Below are 18,357 nucleotides of genomic sequence, written 5' to 3'. Positions count from 1 at the left end.
GGGTGCGGACTGGGGTCTGACCCTGGTTTACCGGTTCTGGCGGTTTACCAAATAATCGCGCGGTCTTTTGGCGGCAGGTACAGCTTGTCGCCTTCTTTTACGCTGTAGGCGTCGTAGAAGCCTGGCTGGTTGCGCAGGGTGCCGTTGGCGCGGAATGGACCTGGGGAGTGCGGGTCGGTTTTCACACGCGAGATCAGGGCGGCGTCGCGATACTTGGTGCGCCATACCTGGGCCCAGCCCATGTAGAAGCGCTGTTCGCCGGTGAAGCCGTCGATGACCGGCGCCTTTTTGCCCTTCAGCGACAGCTTGTAGGCTTTGTACGCGACGGCCAGGCCGGAGTTGTCGCCGATGTTTTCGCCCAGGGTCAGTTCGCCGTTGACCTGGTAGCCCGGCAGCGCTTCATATTCGCCGTATTGCTTGACCAGGATGGCGGTGCGCTCTTTGAAGCGCTTGCCGTCTTCTTCGGTCCACCAGTTGCGCAGGTTGCCGTTGCCGTCAAACTGCGAGCCCTGGTCGTCGAAGCCGTGCGAGATTTCGTGGCCGATCACGGCGCCGATACCACCGTAGTTGACTGCGTCATCGGCCTTCATGTCGAAGAACGGCGGCTGCAAAATGGCGGCCGGGAAGACGATCTCGTTCATCTCCGGGTTGTAGTAGGCGTTGACCTGCTGCGGCGGCATCAGCCACTCTTCGCGGTCGATCGGCTTGCCCAGCTTGGCCACATTGCGGTTGTGCTCGAACTGGTTGGCGCGCATCACATTGCCCACCAGGTCGTCGCGCTTGATCTCCAGCGCGCTGTAGTCGCGCCACTTGTTCGGGTAGCCGATCTTGGTGGTGAATTTGGCCAGCTTGGCGTGCGCTTCCTTGCGGGTCGCTGGACCCATCCACTCCAGGGTGTCGATGCTTTGCTTGAAGGCCAGCAGCAGATTCTTCACCAGCACTTCCATGCGCGCCTTGGCTTCCGGCGGGAAGTGCTTGGCCACGTACAGCTTGCCGACCGCTTCGCCCATGGCACCTTCGGTCAGGGTCACGGCGCGCTTCCAGCGCGGGCGCTGTTCGGTGGCGCCGCTCAGGGTGGTGCCGTAGAAGGCGAAGTTCTCGTCCACGAAGGCTTTGGACAGCTGCGGCGAGTAAGTCGCCAGCAGGCGGTAATCGAGGTAGGCTTTCCAGTCTTCCAGCGGCACTTCGGCGATCACCTTGTCCAGCGCCTGCAGGTAGGTCGGCTGGCTGACGATCACGTCTTTCACCTTGCCGCCGACGTGCACGCCGTCCAGCCAGGTGTTGAAGTCGAAACCTGGCATCAACTCGTTCAACTTGGCGACTTCGTACTTGTTGTAGGCCTTGACCGGGTCGCGCAGCTCGACCTTGGTCCATTGGATTTGCGCGATGCGGGTTTCCACGTTGACCACGGCCTTGGCGGTGGCGGCGGCGTTCTTGTCGCCGGCCAGCGCCAGCATGCGGGCCACGTGGGCTTCGAACTTGGCCAGGGTGTCGGCCAGCTTGGCGTCGTCCTTCTTCAGGTAGTAGTCGCGGTCAGGCATGGACAGGCCCGATTGCGCCAGGTCGGCCACGTAGCGGGTCGAGTCCTTGTTGTCCTGGTGGATGCTGACGTCGAACGGGCTGCTCACGCCCATGCGCGAGAACTGGGCGAACTGGGCGGCCAGCTGCTTCTTGTCGTTCAGGGCGGCGATGCGGGCGCGCTCGCCGGCCAGCGGGGTAATGCCCAGCTGCTCGGCGCGGGCTTCGTCCATCATGGAGGCGAACAGGTCGCCCACGCGCTTGGCGTCGGCGCTGCCGCCTTTGGCGGCGGCTTCTTCGATCAGGGCGCGCAGGCGCGGCTGGATCTCTTCCGCCATGACGGCGAAGGTGCCCCAGGAGGAGCGGTCGGCCGGGATCTGGATGTTCTTCATCCAGGCGCCGTTGGTGTGCAGGTAGAAGTCATCCTGGGCACGGACGGCTTTGTCCATGTGCTGGACTTCGATGCCGGATTTGAGCGGTGCTTTGCCGGCGGCAAATGCCGCGTTGGCGGTGAACAGGCCGACGACAACGGCGCTGATGATCTTGCGTTTCAAGGTTACCCTCCTAGGTATGTGTGACGGTATCGCGCGACTCTAGCACGCCGCCCTGGCAAACTTAAAAAAAAAGCCACGCTGGGCGTGGCTTTTTTGTCTCCGGATTGATTACCAGATGATGATGCGGTCTTCCGGCTTGACGTACATCTTGTCGCCTTCCTTCACGCCGAAGGCTTCGTAGAAGGCCGGCTGGTTGACCACGGTGCCGTTGGCGCGGAAGCGGCCGGCCGAGTGCGGGTCGGTCTTGACCTGCACAATGGCTTGCTGGTCGCGCATCTTGGTGCGCCATACCTGGCCGAAGCCCATGAACACGCGCTGTTCGCCGGTCAGGCCGTCGATCACCGGGGACGGCTTGCCGCCCAGGGAGATCTTGTAGGCCTTGTAGGCGATCGCCAGGCCCGAGTTGTCGGCGATGTTTTCGCCCAGGGTCAGCTTGCCGTTGATCGGGTAGCCCGGCACCGGTTCGTAAGAGCCGTACTGCTTGACCATGGCGTCGGCCTTGACCTTGAAGGCGGCGCGGTCTTGCGCGGTCCACCAGTCGCGCAGGTTGCCGTCGCCGTCGTACTGCGAGCCGGAATCGTCGAAGCCGTGCGAGATTTCGTGGCCGATCACGGCGCCGATGGCGCCGTAGTTGACCGCGTCGTCCGCCTTCATGTCGAAGAACGGCGGCTGCAGGATGGCGGCCGGGAACACGATCTCGTTGGCGGTAGGACGGTAGTAGGCGTTGATGGTCTGCGGGGTCATGCCCCACTCATCCTTGTCGATCGGCTTGCCCAGCTTGTCGATGTTGCGGTTGTACGCGAACTCGGTGGCGCGGCGCAGGTTGCCCGCCAGGTCGCCGGCGTTGAACTGCAGCTTGCTGTAGTCGCGCCATTTGTTCGGGTAGCCGATTTTCGGGGTGAATTTGGCCAGCTTTTCCTGCGCCTGCTTCTTGGTCTCAGGGCCCATCCAGTCGATGCTGTCGATGCTCTGCTTGTAGGCCACCAGCAGGTTCTTCACCAGTTCTTCCATGCGCGCCTTGCGCTCGGCCGGGAAGTACTTGGCCACGTACAGCTTGCCCAGGCCTTCGCCGATGGCGCCTTCCACCACGCCCACGCCGCGCTTCCAGCGTGGCTGCTGTTCAGTCACGCCGGTCAGCACGGTGCCGTAGAAGGCGAAGTTGGCCTGGTCGAATTCCTTGCTCAGGTAAGGCGACGCGTCACGCAGCAGTTGCCATTCGAAGTAGGCTTTCCAGGTTTCCAGCGGGGTGCTTTCCACCAGCTTGGCGAATTCGGTCATGTAGCTTGGCTGGGCCACGATCACGCTGTCGGTCTTGCTGGCGATGCCCACGGCGCCCAGCGCTGCTTTCCAGTCGTAGCCTGGCGCGATCTCGGCCAGCTTGACGATTTCCATCTTGTTGTAGCGCTTGACCGGGTCGCGGTTTTCCACGCGCGTCCACTGGGCTTTGGCCAGTTCGGTTTCCAGGCCGATGATGGCCTTGGCCATGTCGGCGCCGTTCTTGTTGCCGGCCATGCCGAGCACCTTGGCCACGTGCAGCTCGTACTTGGCCAGCACGTCGGCCATTTTGGCGTCTTCTTTTTTCAGGTAGTAGTCGCGGTCTGGCAAGCCCAGGCCGGACTGGCCCATGTAGGCGGCGTACTGGGTCGAGTTGCGCGCGTCCTGGCTCACGCCGACGCCGTAGGGCGCAGGCACACCGGATTTGTTCAGGTGGGCGATCAGGGTCGGCAGGCCTTTCTTGTCCTTCAGGCCGCGGATCTTGGACAGCTCGCCGGCCAGCGGCTTGATGCCATTCTTTTCCAGCTTGGCTTCGTCCATGTAGGAAGCGTACAGCGCGGCGATCTTGGCTTCGTCGCCTTTCAGGCCTTTCTGCTTTTGCAGGTCCTGGATCAGGTCGCGCAGGTGGAACAGGGTGTCGTCGCGCAGCTTGGCGAAGGAACCCCAGCTCGATTTGTCGGCCGGGATTTCCGTGTTCTTCAGCCATTCGCCGTTCAAGTGCTGGAAGAAGTCGTCCTGTGCACGCACGCTTTTGTCGATGTATTGCGTGTCGATACCCGAGGTCAGTGCCGGGGCTGGGTTGTGGTCATGGCCTTCGTGGCCCGCCGCGTGGGCGAAAGCCGCCATCACGCTCAGGGTAATGGTGCTCAGGATAAAACGTTTCACTCTGTTGTCCCTTTAGAATTTGGTTTCAAGTCGAACACTCCACTGGGTGTAAGTGGGGTTCAGCGAGGCCGCTTGTGAGGCAAGCCCATTAGCGTACACCAGGTTGTACCCGGTTGCATCATCCGCCAGCAGGTTGTTGGCGCTGAGGCGGAGCTGCGTGCGGCTGTCGAAACGCCACAGCGCATACATGTCCAGCACGCGTTTGCGGCTGGTTTCCACTCGCTGCTTGTCGCTGACCTGGGTGCGGACCAGCGGCGTCCAGTTGTAGCTGGCGCCCAAGGTGAGTGGAATGTCTTTCAGGCGGTAGTCCATGCCCAGGTTGGCCGTCTGCCTGGCCTGCTGGTCGAGCCGGTTGTCCGGACCGGGGATGCCGTCCACCTTGGACCAGAAGCGGCTGTAGTTGCTGCGGAAGTCGATCTGCGGCGCGTCGTCCATCAACTCCGCCAGCGAGAACTTGGCTTCCAGCTCGATGCCGCTGGTGCGCGCCTTGCCCACGTTGAAGGGCGCGGACACCCAGCGCAGGCCGAGTTCCGTCTGGCGCAGCTCCAGGTCGCGCCGGATCAGGTCATCGATCTTGCGCACGAAACCGCTGATGCTGACGATGCCGTTGCGGCCCAGGTAGTGTTCGTAGGCCAGGTCCAGGCCGGTGGCCAGTTCCGGCTTCAGGTTCGGGTTGCCGGTGCGGTCAGGGCTGGTGGCGCTGTTCTGGCGCGATTGCGCCGGGGCGGCGATCAGGTCCTGCACGGTGGGCGATTTGTAGCTGCGGGTCAGGCTGGCGCGCACCTGGTCCTTCTCGGCGCCGGGGATCTTCCACACCGCGTGCAGCAGCGGACTGAAGACCTTGCTGGTGTTGGCGATGCTGCCCGCGCTGCGGTCGGAAGTGGTGCGGATGCCTTCCCAGCGCGCGCCGATGGAGGCCGACCACTGCGGCGTGATATCCCATTCGTCCTGCGCGAACAGGGCGATGCGGCGCGTGTCGGCAGCCAGGTTTTCGCCGGAGTCGGCAAACTGCGGCTTGCCGTTCTTGTCCAGCGATACGCGCAGTTGATCGCGCTGGCTCGCTTCCAGGTCCCAGCCGGCGGCCAGCATATGGCCCGTGCCCAGCGGCGAGGTGTATTTGCCGCCAGTGTTGACGCTCTTGTCCCTGATGCTGTCGGTGTCGGTAAAGCGGTCCAGCAGCGCGCCTGTTTTGTTGTACTGGTAGCGCAGCGAGTCGCTGTCGCGCTTACCCAGGCCGAAGCCGAACTTCACATCGAGTTTGCTGGCGCCCTGCAGGCGGTGCACCCAGTTGCCAAAGCCGCGCAGGAAGGTGACGTCGTTCTCGCTGCCCTGCTGCGCCAGGTTGTATTCCGGGCCGCGCGGCTCGCCGGCCGCCACCAGGGGCACGGTCTGCTCCAGCATGGTGGTGGCATTGCTGCGGCCCTGCTGGTGCATCAGGATGGTCTGGAAATTCAGCGTGTCGCCGTTTTCAAACTTGTACGACAGGCGCGGCACCAGGTGCAGGCCCTTGTTGGTGCCGGCGCTTTCGCTTTGCAGGAACTGTTCCTTGGCCAGGTCGCCGTTGTCTTCGGTGTCGAGGTTGCGGGTCTGGCTGCGGTCTTGCTGGCGGCTGACATTGAAGGAGGCCGATACCGTGTAATTCAGCGCGCCCTGTTTGCCCGGGATGGTGACGGAGACTTCGGGCGAGTGGCGGCCGTGCTCCAGGCGGTCGGAGGCTTTCACCTGCACGTCGCGCACCTGGTAGCCGTCGCGCAGCACGATATTGATGGTGCCGGCGATGGCGCGCGCGCTGTGTTCGGCCACCGGGCCGCGCATCACTTCAATGCGCTCGACCTGGTCGGGCGACAGCGACTCCATGGAAAAGCCGGCAGGCGGGCGTTCGCCGTTGACCAGCACCTGGGTGTAGCCGCTGCCCAGGCCGCGCATGCGCACTTCGCCGCCGCGTCCTGGGCGGCCGCCCAGGGTCACGCCCGGCAGGCGTTTCAGCACGTCGCCGACGTTATTGTCGCCATTGCGGTCGAGCTCCTCGCGGCCGTAGACCTGCTTGCCGGCGGTCGAGTTGCGGCGCTCGACCATATCGTCCTGGCGGCCGCCGCTGATGGTGACCTGGGGTAAGACGGGGTCGGCTGGCTTGCTTTGGGCTGCAGCGCCGCTGGCGGCCGCGACACCCAGGCTGGCGAAAGCGAGGGGGAGTAACTTCTTCATGGTTTGACAATGATCCGCGCGGCTGGCCGGTTGGCGCCGCGCAGGCATTGTAAACCCGGCCCCGGCGGCTGGCGTGCCGCCGGGCGTTTTTTTACTTTTTGATACCGGGGCTACATGCCGCGGCCGCCGCCCGGTCCGCCCATGCCGCCGCGTCCGCCCGGCCCGCCGCGCTGGCCGCCCTCCCCGCGTTCGCCGGCTGGCCGCTCGCCGCGCGTGCCACCGGGGCCGCCCTCCACGCGCACCAGTTGGTCTGAAAGAAACTTTGCCACGGCCAGGCGCTGGCTGTCATCCAGGGCGTCGTTGATGCCCAGCCACCATTCGCGCAACTGGCGATCTTCGGCGGCCGTGGCGGCCTGCTCCGCCTCCAGCCCGGCCTGCAGCTCGCGCAGCTCGACGTTTTGCGCCTCCAGCCGCTGGCGGGTCGCCTCCTGCAGACGGTCGCGCCGCGCCTTGCGCTCGCGCAGCAGCACCTTGCTCTGGTTTTCCACCTTGGCCCACAGGGTTGACTGGTTGGCGTTCAGGTTCAGGGATTTGCGGAATTCGGCGGCCATCGGCACCAGGTCCTCGCTGCGCAGCTCCATCAGCGGCACGGCAAAGGCCGGCGCGGCGGCCATGGCCAGCACCAGCCAGGCGGCGCGGGCAGAATGGATCAGTCTCATTGCATGCTCCAGAAAAAAAGATGCCTGCGCGGGGCGCAGGCATAAGACCACTTCAGGGTAGAGAGAAATTGCGAGACCCAGTGTAGGTGCGGCATGCCGGGGCAATAGGCTTTCTTACAAATACTTACTCCGGTTAAAACCTTGGCAAACACCTATCAAGTTATGCATTTTGCGTGGCTTTCCCACGCTTTTATTCCATGCTGGCAGCTACGATTGCTGAAAATCAGGTTTATACTGAATTCCAATAGCGGACGAGTTAACCGCTGTATTCGGAACAGGTGACACATGGGCAAGAAACTCAAGAACGCCGGCCTGATCGGCTTGGGCGTGGTGGCAGGGGTCGCGGTATCCCTCCAGTTTTCCGCGATGGCGCAGAAGCAGGTTGACCCGGTCCTGCCGCTGGAGGAGCTCAAGCAGCTCGCCGATGTGTACGGCCTGATCAAATCCGACTACGTCGAATCGGTGGAAGACAAAAAGCTGCTGACCGAAGCCATTTCGGGCATGGTGGCCTCGCTCGACCCCCATTCCGCCTACCTGGACAAGAAAGCCTATGCCGAGCTGCGCGAAGGCTCGCAGGGCAAGTTCGTCGGCCTGGGCATTGAAATCGGCCAGAGCGACGAGGGCTATATCCGCATCGTGGCGCCGATCGAGGACTCGCCGGCCTACCGCGCCGGCATCAAGGCGGGCGACATGATCACGCGCCTGGACGCCACCTCGCTGAAAGGCCTCAGCCTGGATGAGTCGGTCAAGAAGATGCGCGGCGAGCCGGGCACCAAGGTGACCCTGACCATCATGCGCAAGGATGAGCCGCAGCCGCTGCAATTCACCCTGAACCGCGAAGAAATCCACCAAAAAAGCGTGAAGGCGCGCATGGTGTCGCCGGGCTATGCCTGGGTCCGCATTTCGCAATTCCAGGAACCGACGGTGGAAGACCTGGCCACCAAGATCACCGAACTGTACCGCCAGGACCCGCACCTGAAAGGCTTGGTGCTGGACCTGCGCAACGACCCGGGCGGCGTGCTGCAAGGCGCGATCGGCGTGGCGGCGGCCTTCCTGCCGAAGGACACGCCAATCGTCTCGACCAACGGCCAACTGCCTGATTCGAAACAGATCTACTACGGCCGCGCCGAATACTACTCGCTGCGCGGCGACGGCGACCCGCTGGCCAAGCTGCCGGCGGCGGTCAAGCACGTGCCGATGGCCGTGCTGGTGAATACCGGCTCCGCCTCGGCCTCGGAAATCGTGGCCGGCGCCCTGCAGGACTACAAGCGCGCCACCATCATCGGCTCGCAAACCTTCGGCAAGGGCTCGGTGCAGACCATCCGCCAGCTGACGGCCGACACCGCCGTCAAACTGACCACGGCGCGCTACTACACCCCGCATGGCCGTTCGATCCAGGCCAAGGGCATTGCGCCCGACCTGGCGGTGGATGAAAACGAGGACGGCGACGGCCTGAACAGCCTGCGCATGCGCGAAGCCGACCTGGCCAAGCACCTGTCCAACGACCGCGAGCAGGAAGGCGGCAAGTCCCAGCGCGACGAGCTGGAAGAGCAGATGCGCATCCTGGCGGCCGAGAAGAAGCGCAAACCGCTGGAGTACGGCAGCGGCGAGGACTTCCAGCTGAAGCAGGCGCTCAACCACCTGCAAGGGACGCCGGTGCAGCTGGCCAAGGGCGAATCCAAGCTGGTCAAACTGGATCCGCCGCCCAAGAAATAAGCTGACGCGGATCAAGCCGGCGCCCCCAGGGGCGCCGTTTTTGTTTGCAGATGCGGTAAAATCGCCCGGCTAACCGGTCGCCTGACCCATTTCCAAATAAGAAAGATTGATCATGAAACAAGCCGTCATCAGCGGTACCGGCCTCTACACCCCAGAAAACTCGATCAGCAACGAGGAACTGGTCACCGCTTTCAACGCTTACGTCGAACTGTTCAATGCCGACAACGCCGCCGCCATCGCCGCAGGCAGCGTGACCGCACTGGAACCATCGAGCGCCGCCTTCATTGAAAAGGCTTCCGGCATCAAGTCGCGCTATGTGATGGAAAAATCCGGCATCCTCGACCCGAAGCGCATGACCCCGCGCATTCCCGAGCGCAGCAACGACGAACTGTCGCTGCAGGCCGAGATTTGCGTCGCCGCCGCGCGCCAGGCGCTGGACCGCGCCGGCCGCAGCCCGGCCGATATCGATATGGTGCTGGTGGCCTGCTCCAATATGCAGCGCGCCTACCCGGCCATGGCGGTAGAAGTGCAGCAAGCGCTCGGCATCGACGGCTTTGGCTTCGACATGAATGTGGCGTGCTCCTCCGCCACCTTCGGCATTCAGCAAGCGGTCGCCGCCGTGCAAAGCGGCCAGGCGCGCGCGGTGCTGATGCTGAACCCGGAAATCACCTCCGGCCACCTGGACTATCGCGACCGCGACAGCCACTTCATCTTCGGCGACGCCTGCACCGCCGTGATCGTGGAAGCCAAGGAAGATGCGGTCTCCAAGCACCAGTGGGACATCCTGGACACCAAGCTGAAGACCAGCTTCTCCAACAACATCCGCAATAACTTCGGCTTCATGAACCGCTTTGATGAAAGCGGCATCGGCGCGCCGGACAAGCTGTTCAAGCAGCAGGGCCGCAAGGTGTTCAAGGACGTGTGCCCGATGGCGGCGCAGATGATCAAGGATTCGATCGAGCGCGCCGGCCTGCAAGTGGAACAAATGAGCCGCTTCTGGCTGCACCAGGCCAACCTGAGCATGAACCAGCTGATTTCGCGCACCATCCTGGGCCGCGATGCCGAGGCGCTGGAAGCGCCGGTGATCCTGGATACGTATGCCAACACCTCCTCCGCCGGTTCGATCATTGCGTTCCACAAGCACCAGGATGATTTGCCGTCCGGCGCGTATGGCGTGATCTGCAGCTTCGGCGCCGGGTACTCGATCGGCTCGGTCGTCGTCCGCAAAGCCTAAAAATTCGGGGTCAGGTCTGACAATCGGACATTTTGCGCAGCAAAATGTCCGATTGTCAGACCTGACCCCGATCTTCATGCGGTTATACTCCTTAGCGAAAGGAGTCCTGCATGCCCCATGACGTCAGCCTGATTACCACCATCGCCGCAGCCCTTGGCTTCGGCCTCGTCTTCGGCTTTATCGCCACCCGCCTCAAACTCCCCGCACTGGTCGGCTATTTAGCCGCCGGCATCCTGATCGGCCCCGCCACTCCCGGCTTTGTCGCCGACGCCGCCCTCGCCGGCCAGTTGGCCGAGATCGGCGTGATGCTGATGATGTTCGGCGTCGGCTTGCACTTCTCGCTGGACGACCTGTGGGAGGTGCGCAAAGTCGCCCTGCCCGGCGCCATCCTGCAAATCGCCGCCGCCACCGGCATGGGCATGGCCCTGGCCCACTGGTGGGGCTGGAGCCTGGGCGGCGGGCTTGTGTTCGGCCTGGCGCTGTCGGTGGCCAGCACCGTGGTGCTGCTGCGGGCGCTGGAGGAACGCGGCACGCTCGATTCGTTCAACGGCCGCATCGCCGTCGGCTGGCTGGTGGTGGAAGACCTGGTGACCGTGCTGGTGCTGGTGTTGCTGCCGGCGGTGGCGGGCGCGCTGGGCGGCCATGCGCCGGACGCCGCGCACGGCCACGGCGCCGCCGAAGGCGGCCTGCTCAAGGCGCTGGCGCTGACGCTGGGCCAGGTGGCGCTGTTCGTCGGCTTCATGCTGCTGGTGGGGCGCAAGCTGTTCCCATGGATCCTGTGGCAGGTGGCGCGCACCAACTCGCGCGAGCTGTTCACGCTGTGCGTGATTGCCGCTGCAGTCGGCATCGCCTACGCCGCAACGGTGCTGTTCGGCATCTCGTTCGCCCTGGGCGCCTTCTTCGCCGGCATGGTGCTGCGCGAATCCGAGCTGAGCCACCGCGCCGCGCACGAATCGCTGCCGCTGCGCGACGCGTTTGCGGTGCTGTTCTTCGTTTCGGTCGGCATGCTGTTCGAGCCGAGCATTTTGGTCGAGCAGCCGCTGCGCGTGCTGGCCGTGGTGCTGGTGGTCCTGTTCGGCAAATCGCTGGCCGCGTTGGCGCTGGTGGTGCTGCTGCGCTATCCGGCGGGCACCGCGCTGATGGTCTCGGCCAGCCTGGCGCAGATTGGCGAGTTCTCCTTCATCCTGGCCGCGCTCGGCATCTCGCTTGGCCTGCTGCCGCCGGAAGGGCAAAGCCTGATCCTGGCCGGCGCCATCCTGTCGATCGCGCTGAACCCGCTGATGTTCCTGCTGAGCGACTGGCTGGAGCGCGTGCTGGGCAAGAACAAGACGCTGGCCGCGCGCTACGCGCGTAGCGCCGACCCGCTGGCAGAACTGCCGATGACGACCGCGCCCTCCAAGCTGGCGGGCCAGGTGGTGCTGGTGGGCTATGGGCGCGTTGGCCGCAACATCGCCGAGGGGCTGGCTGCGCGAGGCATCGAGTATGTGGTGGCCGAGCAGAACCGCGAGCTGGTGGACCAGCTGCGCCAGCAAGGCATCGCCGCCGTGGCAGGCAACGCCGGCGAGCCGGGTGTGCTGATCCAGGCGCACATCCACAAGGCACGCATGCTGGTGGTGGCCACGCCCGATACCTTCCACGTGCGCGCCATGATTGAAACCGCGCGCGCGCTGAACCCGGACATCCAGATCGCCGTGCGCACGCACAGCGAAGAAGAAGCAGAGCTGCTGCGCAAGGAACGCGTCGGCGCCATCTTCATCGGCGAGCAAGAGCTGGCCAAATCCATGGCCGCCCACGTCGCCGCCGCCATCGCCAAGTAAATTCGGAGAATGTCCGTTTTGGGGTCAGGAACAGAAGTGGACATTTTCTTCAAGAATGTCCACTTCTGTTCCTGACCCCAAAACGGACATTTGCGTTTTACAGGCGGCTGGCGAGTTCGGCGCCTTCTTTGATGGCGCGTTTGGCGTCGAGTTCGGCCGCTAACGCGGCGCCGCCGATTTTGTGGAAGCGGGGGGCGCCTGCTGCGGGTGCCTCGCCTTCGGGCGGCATCAGTTCGGTCAGGCTTTCCTGGCCGGCGCAAATAATCACGTTGTCGACCGCGAGCAGGCGTTCTTCGTCACCAACCACAATGTGCAGGCCGTGGTCGTCGATCAGCTTGTATTGCACGCCGGGGATCATGACCACGCCGTTGCGCGCCAGGACAGCGCGGTGCACCCAGCCGGAGGTCTTGCCAAGGCCGGCGCCAAGCTTGCTGGTCTTGCGCTGCAGCAGGTAAAGCTGGCGCACCGGTTCGGCGACTTTGGCCGGCACCAGTCCGCCGCCAGTGTTGGCGTGCAGGTCGACGCCCCATTCGGCAGTCCAGTGTTCTTTCGACAGCGGCAGCGCGTGCTCGGGATTGTGCAGCAGGTATTCGCCGACGTCGAAGCCGATGCCGCCGGCGCCTATAATCGCGGCGCGCTTGCCGACCGGTTTCTTGTCGCGCAGGACGTCGATGTAGGACAGCACTTTCGGGTGGTCGATGCCTTCGATCTTCGGCTTGCGCATGCGGATGCCGGTGGCGATGATCACGTCGTCGTAGCCGCCAGCGAGCAGCTCTTCGCGCGTGACGCGGTGATTGAGCTGCAGCTTGACGCCGGTCAGCTCGATCTTGCGGCCGAAGTAGCGCAGAGTTTCGTTGAATTCCTCCTTGCCGGGGATCTGGCGCGCGATGTTGAACTGGCCGCCGATGCGGTCGCCGGAATCGAACAGGGTGACGTCGTGGCCGCATTCGGCCGCGACGGTGGCTGCCGACAGGCCGGCCGGGCCGGCGCCGACCACGGCGACCTTGCGCTTGGCAGCTGCGGGCTGGTACACCAATTCCGTCTCGTGGCAGGCGCGCGGGTTGACCAGGCAGCTGGCGCGTTTGTTCTGGAAGGTGTGGTCAAGGCAGGCCTGGTTGCAGCCGATGCAGGTGTTGATTTCGTCGGCGCGGCCGGCGGCGGCTTTGTTGACGAACTCGGCGTCGGCGAGGAAGGGGCGCGCCATCGAAACCATGTCGGCATCGCCGCGGCGCACAATGTCTTCCGCTTCGGCCGGCATGTTGATGCGGTTGGAGGCGACCACCGGGATCGTGACTTCCTTGCGCAGGCGGCCAGCCACTTCGGCGAAGGCGGCGCGCGGTACGGAGGTGACGATGGTCGGCACGCGCGCTTCGTGCCAGCCGATGCCGGTGTTCAGGATGGTGACGCCGGCCTGCTGCAAGGCCTTGGCAACAGTCACCACCTCGTCCCAGGTATTGCCGCCATCGACCAGGTCCAGCAGCGAGTGGCGGTACATGATGATGAAGTCGCGGCCCACGGCCTCGCGCATGCGGCGCACGATTTCCACCGGCAGGCGCATGCGGTTCTCGATGCTGCCGCCCCAGCGGTCGGTGCGCAGGTTGGTGCGCGCGCAGAGGAACTGGTTCAGCAGGTAGCCTTCGCTGCCCATGACTTCCACGCCATCGTAGCCGGCTTTCTGCGCCAGTTTCGCGGCGCGCACATAGGCTTTGATGGTGGATTCGATGCCGCCTTCCGTCAGCGCCTTCGGCTTGAAGGGCGAGATCGGCGATTTCTTGTCGGAGGCGGAGACGGCAAACGGCTGGTAGCCGTAGCGGCCCGCATGCAGGATCTGCATCAGGATCTTGCCGCCTTCCTCGTGGACGGCCTTGGTCACCTTGCGGTGGTTGAAGACGTCGCCGATGAAGTTCATGGTGCCGCCAAACGGCAGCAGCCAGCCCTGGCGATTCGGCGAAATGCCGCCGGTCACGATCATGCCCACGCCGCCCTTGGCGCGTTCGCGGTAGAACGCGGCCAACTTGTCATAGTTATAGAACCGATCCTCTAAACCGGTGTGCATGGAGCCCATGATCACGCGATTGCGCAAGGTGGTAAAACCCAGGTCGAGGGGCGAGAGGAGATGCGGGAAATTGGTGGTCATGGCGCTATGGCTGGAGTTTCGTGCGCTGTCTAACGATGGAAGCGCGCGGCGCTTGTATTCTGCCACCAGTTCCCTTACGCTGGAAGGATGAAGCAACTGTTATTAGTACTGTTCCTCGGTTTTGCGGCGCCTGCAATGGGCGCGGGACAGGCGTCCCGATTGGAATTGCCCAAGCTGGAAGTGAGCGTCCATCGGGTCAAGGCAGATGCGCAGCAACTCTACGAAGTGAACGCCAGCGGCTCGGTGAATGCCTCGCTGGCCACGGTCTGGCGCATCCTCACCACCTATGACCGCATGGAGGAATTCGTGCCGGACCTGGCGTCGTGCCGGGTGCTCTCGCGCAATGGCAATGAAGTCATCATTGAGCAATTTGGCACGGCGCGCTTCCTGTTCATGTCACGCTCGATCCACCTGGTGGTGCGCGCGACGGAGCAGCCGATGTCGTCGATCGACATCGCCCTGGTCTCGGGGGATATGAAGCACTACGAGGCGCGCTGGGAATTGATTCCCATTCCGGAAACCGGCGGCACCCGCGTGATCTACAGCGGGCGCCTGATGCCGAACTTTTATGTGCCGGGCATCCTGGGCACCAACATCATCCGCGGCGATATCGAGCGCATGATGCATGCGGTGCTGACCCACCTGGAGCGCCAGCCGGCGCTGCCGAAACAGTCGGAGCTGGCACGCGGCGTGGCCGCCGGCGTGCAGGTGCCTTAAGAAGCGCGCTGGTCGCGGTCGCGCACTTCCGCAAAATTTTCCAGGCTGCCGATACGGATCATCACCGGGTTCATGCTGGACTTGCTCTGCATGGAACGCCAGGCGAATTGCCATTCTTTCTCGATCGCATCTTCGCGCGTCTTGGTGAAGGCGGCGCCCAGGGCGGCGCGGCCGCCGTACTCGATCGCACCGTCAATGCCCGCCCAGTTCGGCAGGGTGCGCTGCACGGCGCGGTGGATACGTTCGCCGAACTCTTCGGTGTTATGGATGACCAGGCAGCTTTCGGCGCCGAAATGGACGAACAGCTCGGGTTTCCAGGCTTGCGAGAAGCTCAGGGTCAGGAAGCTGCCCACAGGGCGCAGGACGAACTGGCCTTCTTTCAGGGCTTGTTCGAGTTCGCTGCGCGGGCCGTAGCGGTGCAGCGTGGGTGGGCGTTGGTAGTCGTGCATGATATTTCTTAGTTCTGGTTGCGTTCAATGTGCCGCACGTGGCGGTGGGCACGCATAAAGGTGGAGGCGATAAAGATCTCGCGCAGCAGGTAGCCGAAGTTGCCGATCAGGCAGGTCATCGCGGCAATGAAAAGGCCGGCAATGTACTTGTCGAGCGGCAGGTCGGTGGCGTCGCCGACAAACAGCAGGGCCACCACCAGGCCGACGAACAGGCCGCAGGCGGTGCATAGCGCAATCGCGACATTGATCAGGTGCGAACGGCGGTATAGCACGTCCAGCTCGTTGATATAGGTTTCGTTATAGGCGACATCGAGGCGTTCTTCCAGCACGCGCGAGCGATCGATGATGCGCGCCAGGCGGTTCAGCAGCACCAGCAGGTTGGTGCAGACGGTGGACAGCATGAACACCGGGGCAATGGCGAGCTGGATGATGTGGGCGATATCGCTAAGCTGGATGTTCATTAGGCGAAGCGTCCTTGCTGGCGGAATTGTTCGGTGGCCTGGACCAGGGCGCGGCTGATGCCTTGCTCCATGGCGCCGTGGCCGGCGTCCGGGATCATTTTCAGCACGGCATGGTCACCCCAGGCTTGCTGCAGGCGCCAGGCGGAAACCGGCGGGCAGATCACGTCGTAGCGGCCCTGCACGATGACGGCTGGCAGGTGGGCGATGCGGTCGACATTGGCCAGCAGCTGGTTGTCGCTGAAGAAGCCCAGGTTGGCCATGTAGTGCGATTCCATGCGGCCCACGCCCAGGTCCAGGATGTCGGACGGCGCCTCGTCCGGCTGCGGCAGCAGGAAGACGCGGCGGCCTTCAAATTTGCTCCAGGCGCGCACGGCGGGCCAGTGCACGGCCGGGTCCGGGTCCATGATGCGCTGGACGTAGGCCTGCAACAGGTTGCCGCGCTCTTCTGCCGGGATGGGGGCGATGAATTCGTCGTACACCTCGGGATGGAACCATTCGGAACCGTGCAGGAACCAGTCGATTTCCTTCTGCGTGCAGAGGAAGATGCCGCGCAGGACGAAGCCCAGGCAGCGTTCCGGGTGGGCCTGGCCGTAGGCCAGCGCCAGGGTGGAGCCCCAGGAGCCGCCGAACACCAGCCATTGGTCGATGCCGAGCATCTTGCGCAGGCGCTCGATGTCCTCGATCAGCAGCTGGGTGGTGTTGTTGCGCACTTCGCCCAGCGGGGTCGATTTGCCGGCGCCGCGTTGGTCGAACAGGACCACGCGGTAGTGCTCCGGGTTGAAAAAGCGGCGGTGCTGGGGCGACATGCCGGCGCCCGGGCCGCCATGCAGGAAGACCACCGGGATGCCCTTCGGGTTGCCGACTTCTTCCCAGTAAATGGTATGGATGTCATCAACCGCCAGCATGCCGCTGTGGCGGGGCTGGATCGGGGGGAACAGGTGTGGCAGGGCGTCAGGCATGGCTATCCTCATTGCGTGAAGCCAAGATTGTACCCGCTCAGAAGAAGGTGTTCACGGCTTGCAGCACGTCGTAGCTGTCATCCACCAGCAGCAGCAGCGGCCATTTGTCGAAAGTTGTGCAGGGGTGGGAGATGCCGCAGCCGACCAGGTCGCCCACTTGCAGGCCGGTTTGCACGCCTTCCGGCCAGCGCAGATAGGCGTGCTGGTCGTTCATTTTATCGATCACGGCGCCCTGGGGCAGCAGCAGGGATGCGCCACCGGGACGGTGCGCGGCAATCGCCATGGGCAAGCCCAGGTCAAAGCCGGCATCGCGCTTGCCCATGGACAGGATGGCAAGGTTAGGCTCGGGCCGCGACAGTACGGTGGCCCAGACCTCCAGCGCCGGACGCAAACCGGCGCCGGCCTTGCCGCCTTCGCGCGCCTCGAGCTCGGCGATCTGGTTGAAGTAGTGGCCATGGTCGTTGGTCAGGTAGCAGCCGCTGCGCAGGATGGGCAGCAGCGTCTTGCCCGCCACCGCCAGCCCTTTGAAGCCGCGCGCCACCAGGTCGAAGTACGACGAGCCGCCGGCGGAGATGATCACTTGCTCGCCGGCGAACAAATCCTCCTCCGCTGCGACTTGCAGCAGCTCCGCCATGCGGCCGAGGAAGACGTTGACGGTGTCCACATCCGACGCCAGCCCTTCGTAGCCTTCGATGCCGGCCAGCTGCAGTCCGGGAGCGGCGGCGACGGCGCGCGCCACCGCCATGACTTCCTCGGGTTCGCGGCAGCCGGCGCGCTTACCCCGCATTCCCAGCTCCACCAGCAGCGGCAAGGGCCGCTGCAACCCGAACGCCTGCACCGCCTGCGACAGGCGCTCGACGCCCTGCAGCGAATCGACCAGCGCGTAGAACTCGAAGCCGGCATCCTCCTGCATCAGGTGCAGCACGGCGCGGATATCGGCCGGCGCCACCAGCTCATTGGCCAGGATCACGCGCCGCACGCCGTAGCGCAGCGCGATCTGCACCTGGGGGATGGTGGCGAGCGTGATGCCCCAGGCGCCATTCTCGATTTGCGCCGCGATCAATTGCGGGCTCATGGTGGTTTTGCCGTGCGGCGCCAGCAGCACACCGTGGCGCGCGCAGAAGCTGCGCATCCAGTCCAGGTTGTGTTGCAGCGCGGACGCCTTCAGCACCGCCACCGGCAAGCTGGTATCCGCCGCCAGCACATTCCAGTGCTGCGCGCCGATCATGTGCTGGCGCAGGGGTTCAACGATGGGCAGCCCCTTCACGCCGGGCTGCAGGGTCTGTTCTTCGAGTTCAGGCAGGGCAAACATAGCTTTCCGATCTTTTAGTGCCACAGCCCGAGGATTAGTGCGAACACCAGGAACTGGGCGGTATGGTAGCCGCCGTCGATCAGCAGCAGCTTGAAGCTGCGTTGGGCGAACTGGTAGTTGATGCCGAAACAGGCCGCCACCATGCCGCCGCCCGCCAGGAGGGCGTGCTTGATGGCGTATTCCAGCGATGGCGCCTGGCCAACCCAGCGCGCGAAGGCGAGCGCGGCCAGCAGGGAGAACAGGAAGGCGATGCCAAACACTTTGGCCGGGTGCCCGTCCTGTTTAACGCCGCCGTTCTCATCGTTCCACAGTTTGCCGAACAGGACCGGCGAATACCACAGGCCGCCCAGCATGAAACTCGATACGGCCGCCAGCAGGACAGCCCAGTAATTCAGTGGCCACAGTTCCATTGTTGTCTCCCCAAGTAGTTATTGTTGAGGAGGAACGATATGCGAGCCG

At 64.1% G+C, this 18,357-nt stretch carries 14 protein-coding genes; 4 read left to right on the top strand and 10 right to left on the bottom strand.

Annotated features, from left to right (window positions below; all coding sequences use genetic code 11):
* Positions 1–44: 44 nt before the first annotated feature.
* The 4 genes from GTP41_RS04310 to GTP41_RS04295 form a co-directional block, all read right to left on the bottom strand.
* On the bottom strand, positions 45–2,072 hold the full coding sequence (locus GTP41_RS04310) for a M13 family metallopeptidase (protein ID WP_161024324.1): 2,028 nt from the start codon (positions 2,070–2,072) through the stop codon (positions 45–47).
* A gap of 108 nt (positions 2,073–2,180) precedes the next feature.
* Positions 2,181–4,193 carry a M13 family metallopeptidase gene (locus tag GTP41_RS04305; protein ID WP_202419619.1) on the bottom strand — a complete coding sequence of 671 codons (2,013 nt, stop codon included), beginning with the start codon at positions 4,191–4,193 and terminating at the stop codon, positions 2,181–2,183.
* A 51-nt stretch (positions 4,194–4,244) separates the two neighbouring features.
* Positions 4,245–6,437 carry a TonB-dependent receptor plug domain-containing protein gene (locus GTP41_RS04300; RefSeq protein WP_161024322.1) on the bottom strand — a complete coding sequence of 731 codons (2,193 nt, stop codon included), beginning with the start codon at positions 6,435–6,437 and terminating at the stop codon, positions 4,245–4,247.
* Positions 6,438–6,547: 110 nt separating this feature from the next.
* Positions 6,548–7,096, bottom strand: coding sequence for a hypothetical protein (locus GTP41_RS04295; protein ID WP_161024321.1), 549 nt, complete (start codon positions 7,094–7,096; stop codon positions 6,548–6,550).
* Positions 7,097–7,381: 285 nt separating this feature from the next.
* Between GTP41_RS04295 and GTP41_RS04290 the strand changes: the two genes are divergently transcribed.
* The 3 genes from GTP41_RS04290 (at position 7,382) to GTP41_RS04280 (ending at position 11,863) form a co-directional block, all read left to right on the top strand.
* A complete protein-coding gene (locus tag GTP41_RS04290) occupies positions 7,382–8,812 on the top strand; it encodes a S41 family peptidase (protein ID WP_161024320.1) in 1,431 nt (476 codons plus the stop codon).
* A gap of 112 nt (positions 8,813–8,924) precedes the next feature.
* Positions 8,925–10,046 carry a beta-ketoacyl-ACP synthase III gene (locus GTP41_RS04285; protein ID WP_161024319.1) on the top strand — a complete coding sequence of 374 codons (1,122 nt, stop codon included), beginning with the start codon at positions 8,925–8,927 and terminating at the stop codon, positions 10,044–10,046.
* Positions 10,047–10,156: 110 nt separating this feature from the next.
* Positions 10,157–11,863, top strand: coding sequence for a cation:proton antiporter domain-containing protein (locus GTP41_RS04280; protein ID WP_161024318.1), 1,707 nt, complete (start codon positions 10,157–10,159; stop codon positions 11,861–11,863).
* 97 nt (positions 11,864–11,960) lie between these two features.
* Here GTP41_RS04280 and GTP41_RS04275 read toward each other — a convergent pair whose 3' ends face one another.
* Positions 11,961–14,000: an NADPH-dependent 2,4-dienoyl-CoA reductase gene (locus GTP41_RS04275; RefSeq protein WP_161024317.1), complete on the bottom strand. Its 2,040-nt coding sequence runs from the start codon at positions 13,998–14,000 to the stop codon at positions 11,961–11,963.
* An 87-nt stretch (positions 14,001–14,087) separates the two neighbouring features.
* Between GTP41_RS04275 and GTP41_RS04270 the strand changes: the two genes are divergently transcribed.
* Positions 14,088–14,717: an SRPBCC family protein gene (locus GTP41_RS04270; protein WP_161024316.1), complete on the top strand. Its 630-nt coding sequence runs from the start codon at positions 14,088–14,090 to the stop codon at positions 14,715–14,717.
* On the opposite strand, the gene GTP41_RS04265 is transcribed toward GTP41_RS04270, so the two are convergent.
* From GTP41_RS04265 to GTP41_RS04245, 5 genes are read right to left on the bottom strand one after another with little or no spacing between them, the layout of a single operon-like run.
* The gene (locus GTP41_RS04265; protein ID WP_161024315.1) at positions 14,714–15,166 is read right to left on the bottom strand and encodes a hypothetical protein; all 453 of its coding nucleotides are present in this window, start codon (positions 15,164–15,166) and stop codon (positions 14,714–14,716) included. The genes GTP41_RS04270 and GTP41_RS04265 overlap by 4 nt on opposite strands.
* Positions 15,167–15,174: 8 nt before the next feature.
* Entirely contained in the window at positions 15,175–15,627 is a 453-nt protein-coding gene (locus GTP41_RS04260) for a DUF2721 domain-containing protein (RefSeq protein WP_161024314.1), read from the bottom strand.
* Positions 15,627–16,586, bottom strand: coding sequence for a prolyl aminopeptidase (pip, locus tag GTP41_RS04255; protein WP_161024313.1), 960 nt, complete (start codon positions 16,584–16,586; stop codon positions 15,627–15,629). The genes GTP41_RS04260 and pip overlap by 1 nt, the downstream gene beginning before the upstream one ends.
* Before the next feature lie 37 nt (positions 16,587–16,623).
* Positions 16,624–17,898: an amino acid deaminase gene (locus tag GTP41_RS04250; RefSeq protein WP_161024312.1), complete on the bottom strand. Its 1,275-nt coding sequence runs from the start codon at positions 17,896–17,898 to the stop codon at positions 16,624–16,626.
* Between the two features lie 14 nt (positions 17,899–17,912).
* On the bottom strand, positions 17,913–18,308 hold the full coding sequence (locus GTP41_RS04245; protein WP_161024311.1) for a DUF1761 domain-containing protein: 396 nt from the start codon (positions 18,306–18,308) through the stop codon (positions 17,913–17,915).
* Positions 18,309–18,357 lie beyond the last annotated feature (49 nt).

The organism is Pseudoduganella guangdongensis (genome assembly GCF_009857475.1).
In the GTDB taxonomy this organism is placed as follows: Bacteria; Pseudomonadota; Gammaproteobacteria; order Burkholderiales; family Burkholderiaceae_D; genus Rugamonas; species Rugamonas guangdongensis.
The sequence above is the reverse complement of the archived record's forward strand: the minus strand, read 5'-3'. Positions and strand labels throughout refer to the sequence as shown.

Coding starts and splice junctions, on each gene's coding strand:
- GTP41_RS04265 (WP_161024315.1), bottom strand. CDS start 15,166: ATGCACGACTACCAACGCCCACCCACGCTGCACCGCTACGGCCCGCGC.
- GTP41_RS04285 (WP_161024319.1), top strand. CDS start 8,925: ATGAAACAAGCCGTCATCAGCGGTACCGGCCTCTACACCCCAGAAAAC.
- GTP41_RS04245 (WP_161024311.1), bottom strand. CDS start 18,308: ATGGAACTGTGGCCACTGAATTACTGGGCTGTCCTGCTGGCGGCCGTA.
- GTP41_RS04260 (WP_161024314.1), bottom strand. CDS start 15,627: ATGAACATCCAGCTTAGCGATATCGCCCACATCATCCAGCTCGCCATT.
- GTP41_RS04250 (WP_161024312.1), bottom strand. CDS start 17,898: ATGTTTGCCCTGCCTGAACTCGAAGAACAGACCCTGCAGCCCGGCGTG.
- GTP41_RS04275 (WP_161024317.1), bottom strand. CDS start 14,000: ATGACCACCAATTTCCCGCATCTCCTCTCGCCCCTCGACCTGGGTTTT.
- GTP41_RS04280 (WP_161024318.1), top strand. CDS start 10,157: ATGCCCCATGACGTCAGCCTGATTACCACCATCGCCGCAGCCCTTGGC.
- GTP41_RS04300 (WP_161024322.1), bottom strand. CDS start 6,437: ATGAAGAAGTTACTCCCCCTCGCTTTCGCCAGCCTGGGTGTCGCGGCC.
- GTP41_RS04290 (WP_161024320.1), top strand. CDS start 7,382: ATGGGCAAGAAACTCAAGAACGCCGGCCTGATCGGCTTGGGCGTGGTG.
- pip (WP_161024313.1), bottom strand. CDS start 16,586: ATGCCTGACGCCCTGCCACACCTGTTCCCCCCGATCCAGCCCCGCCAC.
- GTP41_RS04305 (WP_202419619.1), bottom strand. CDS start 4,193: ATGGCGGCTTTCGCCCACGCGGCGGGCCACGAAGGCCATGACCACAAC.
- GTP41_RS04295 (WP_161024321.1), bottom strand. CDS start 7,096: ATGAGACTGATCCATTCTGCCCGCGCCGCCTGGCTGGTGCTGGCCATG.
- GTP41_RS04270 (WP_161024316.1), top strand. CDS start 14,088: ATGAAGCAACTGTTATTAGTACTGTTCCTCGGTTTTGCGGCGCCTGCA.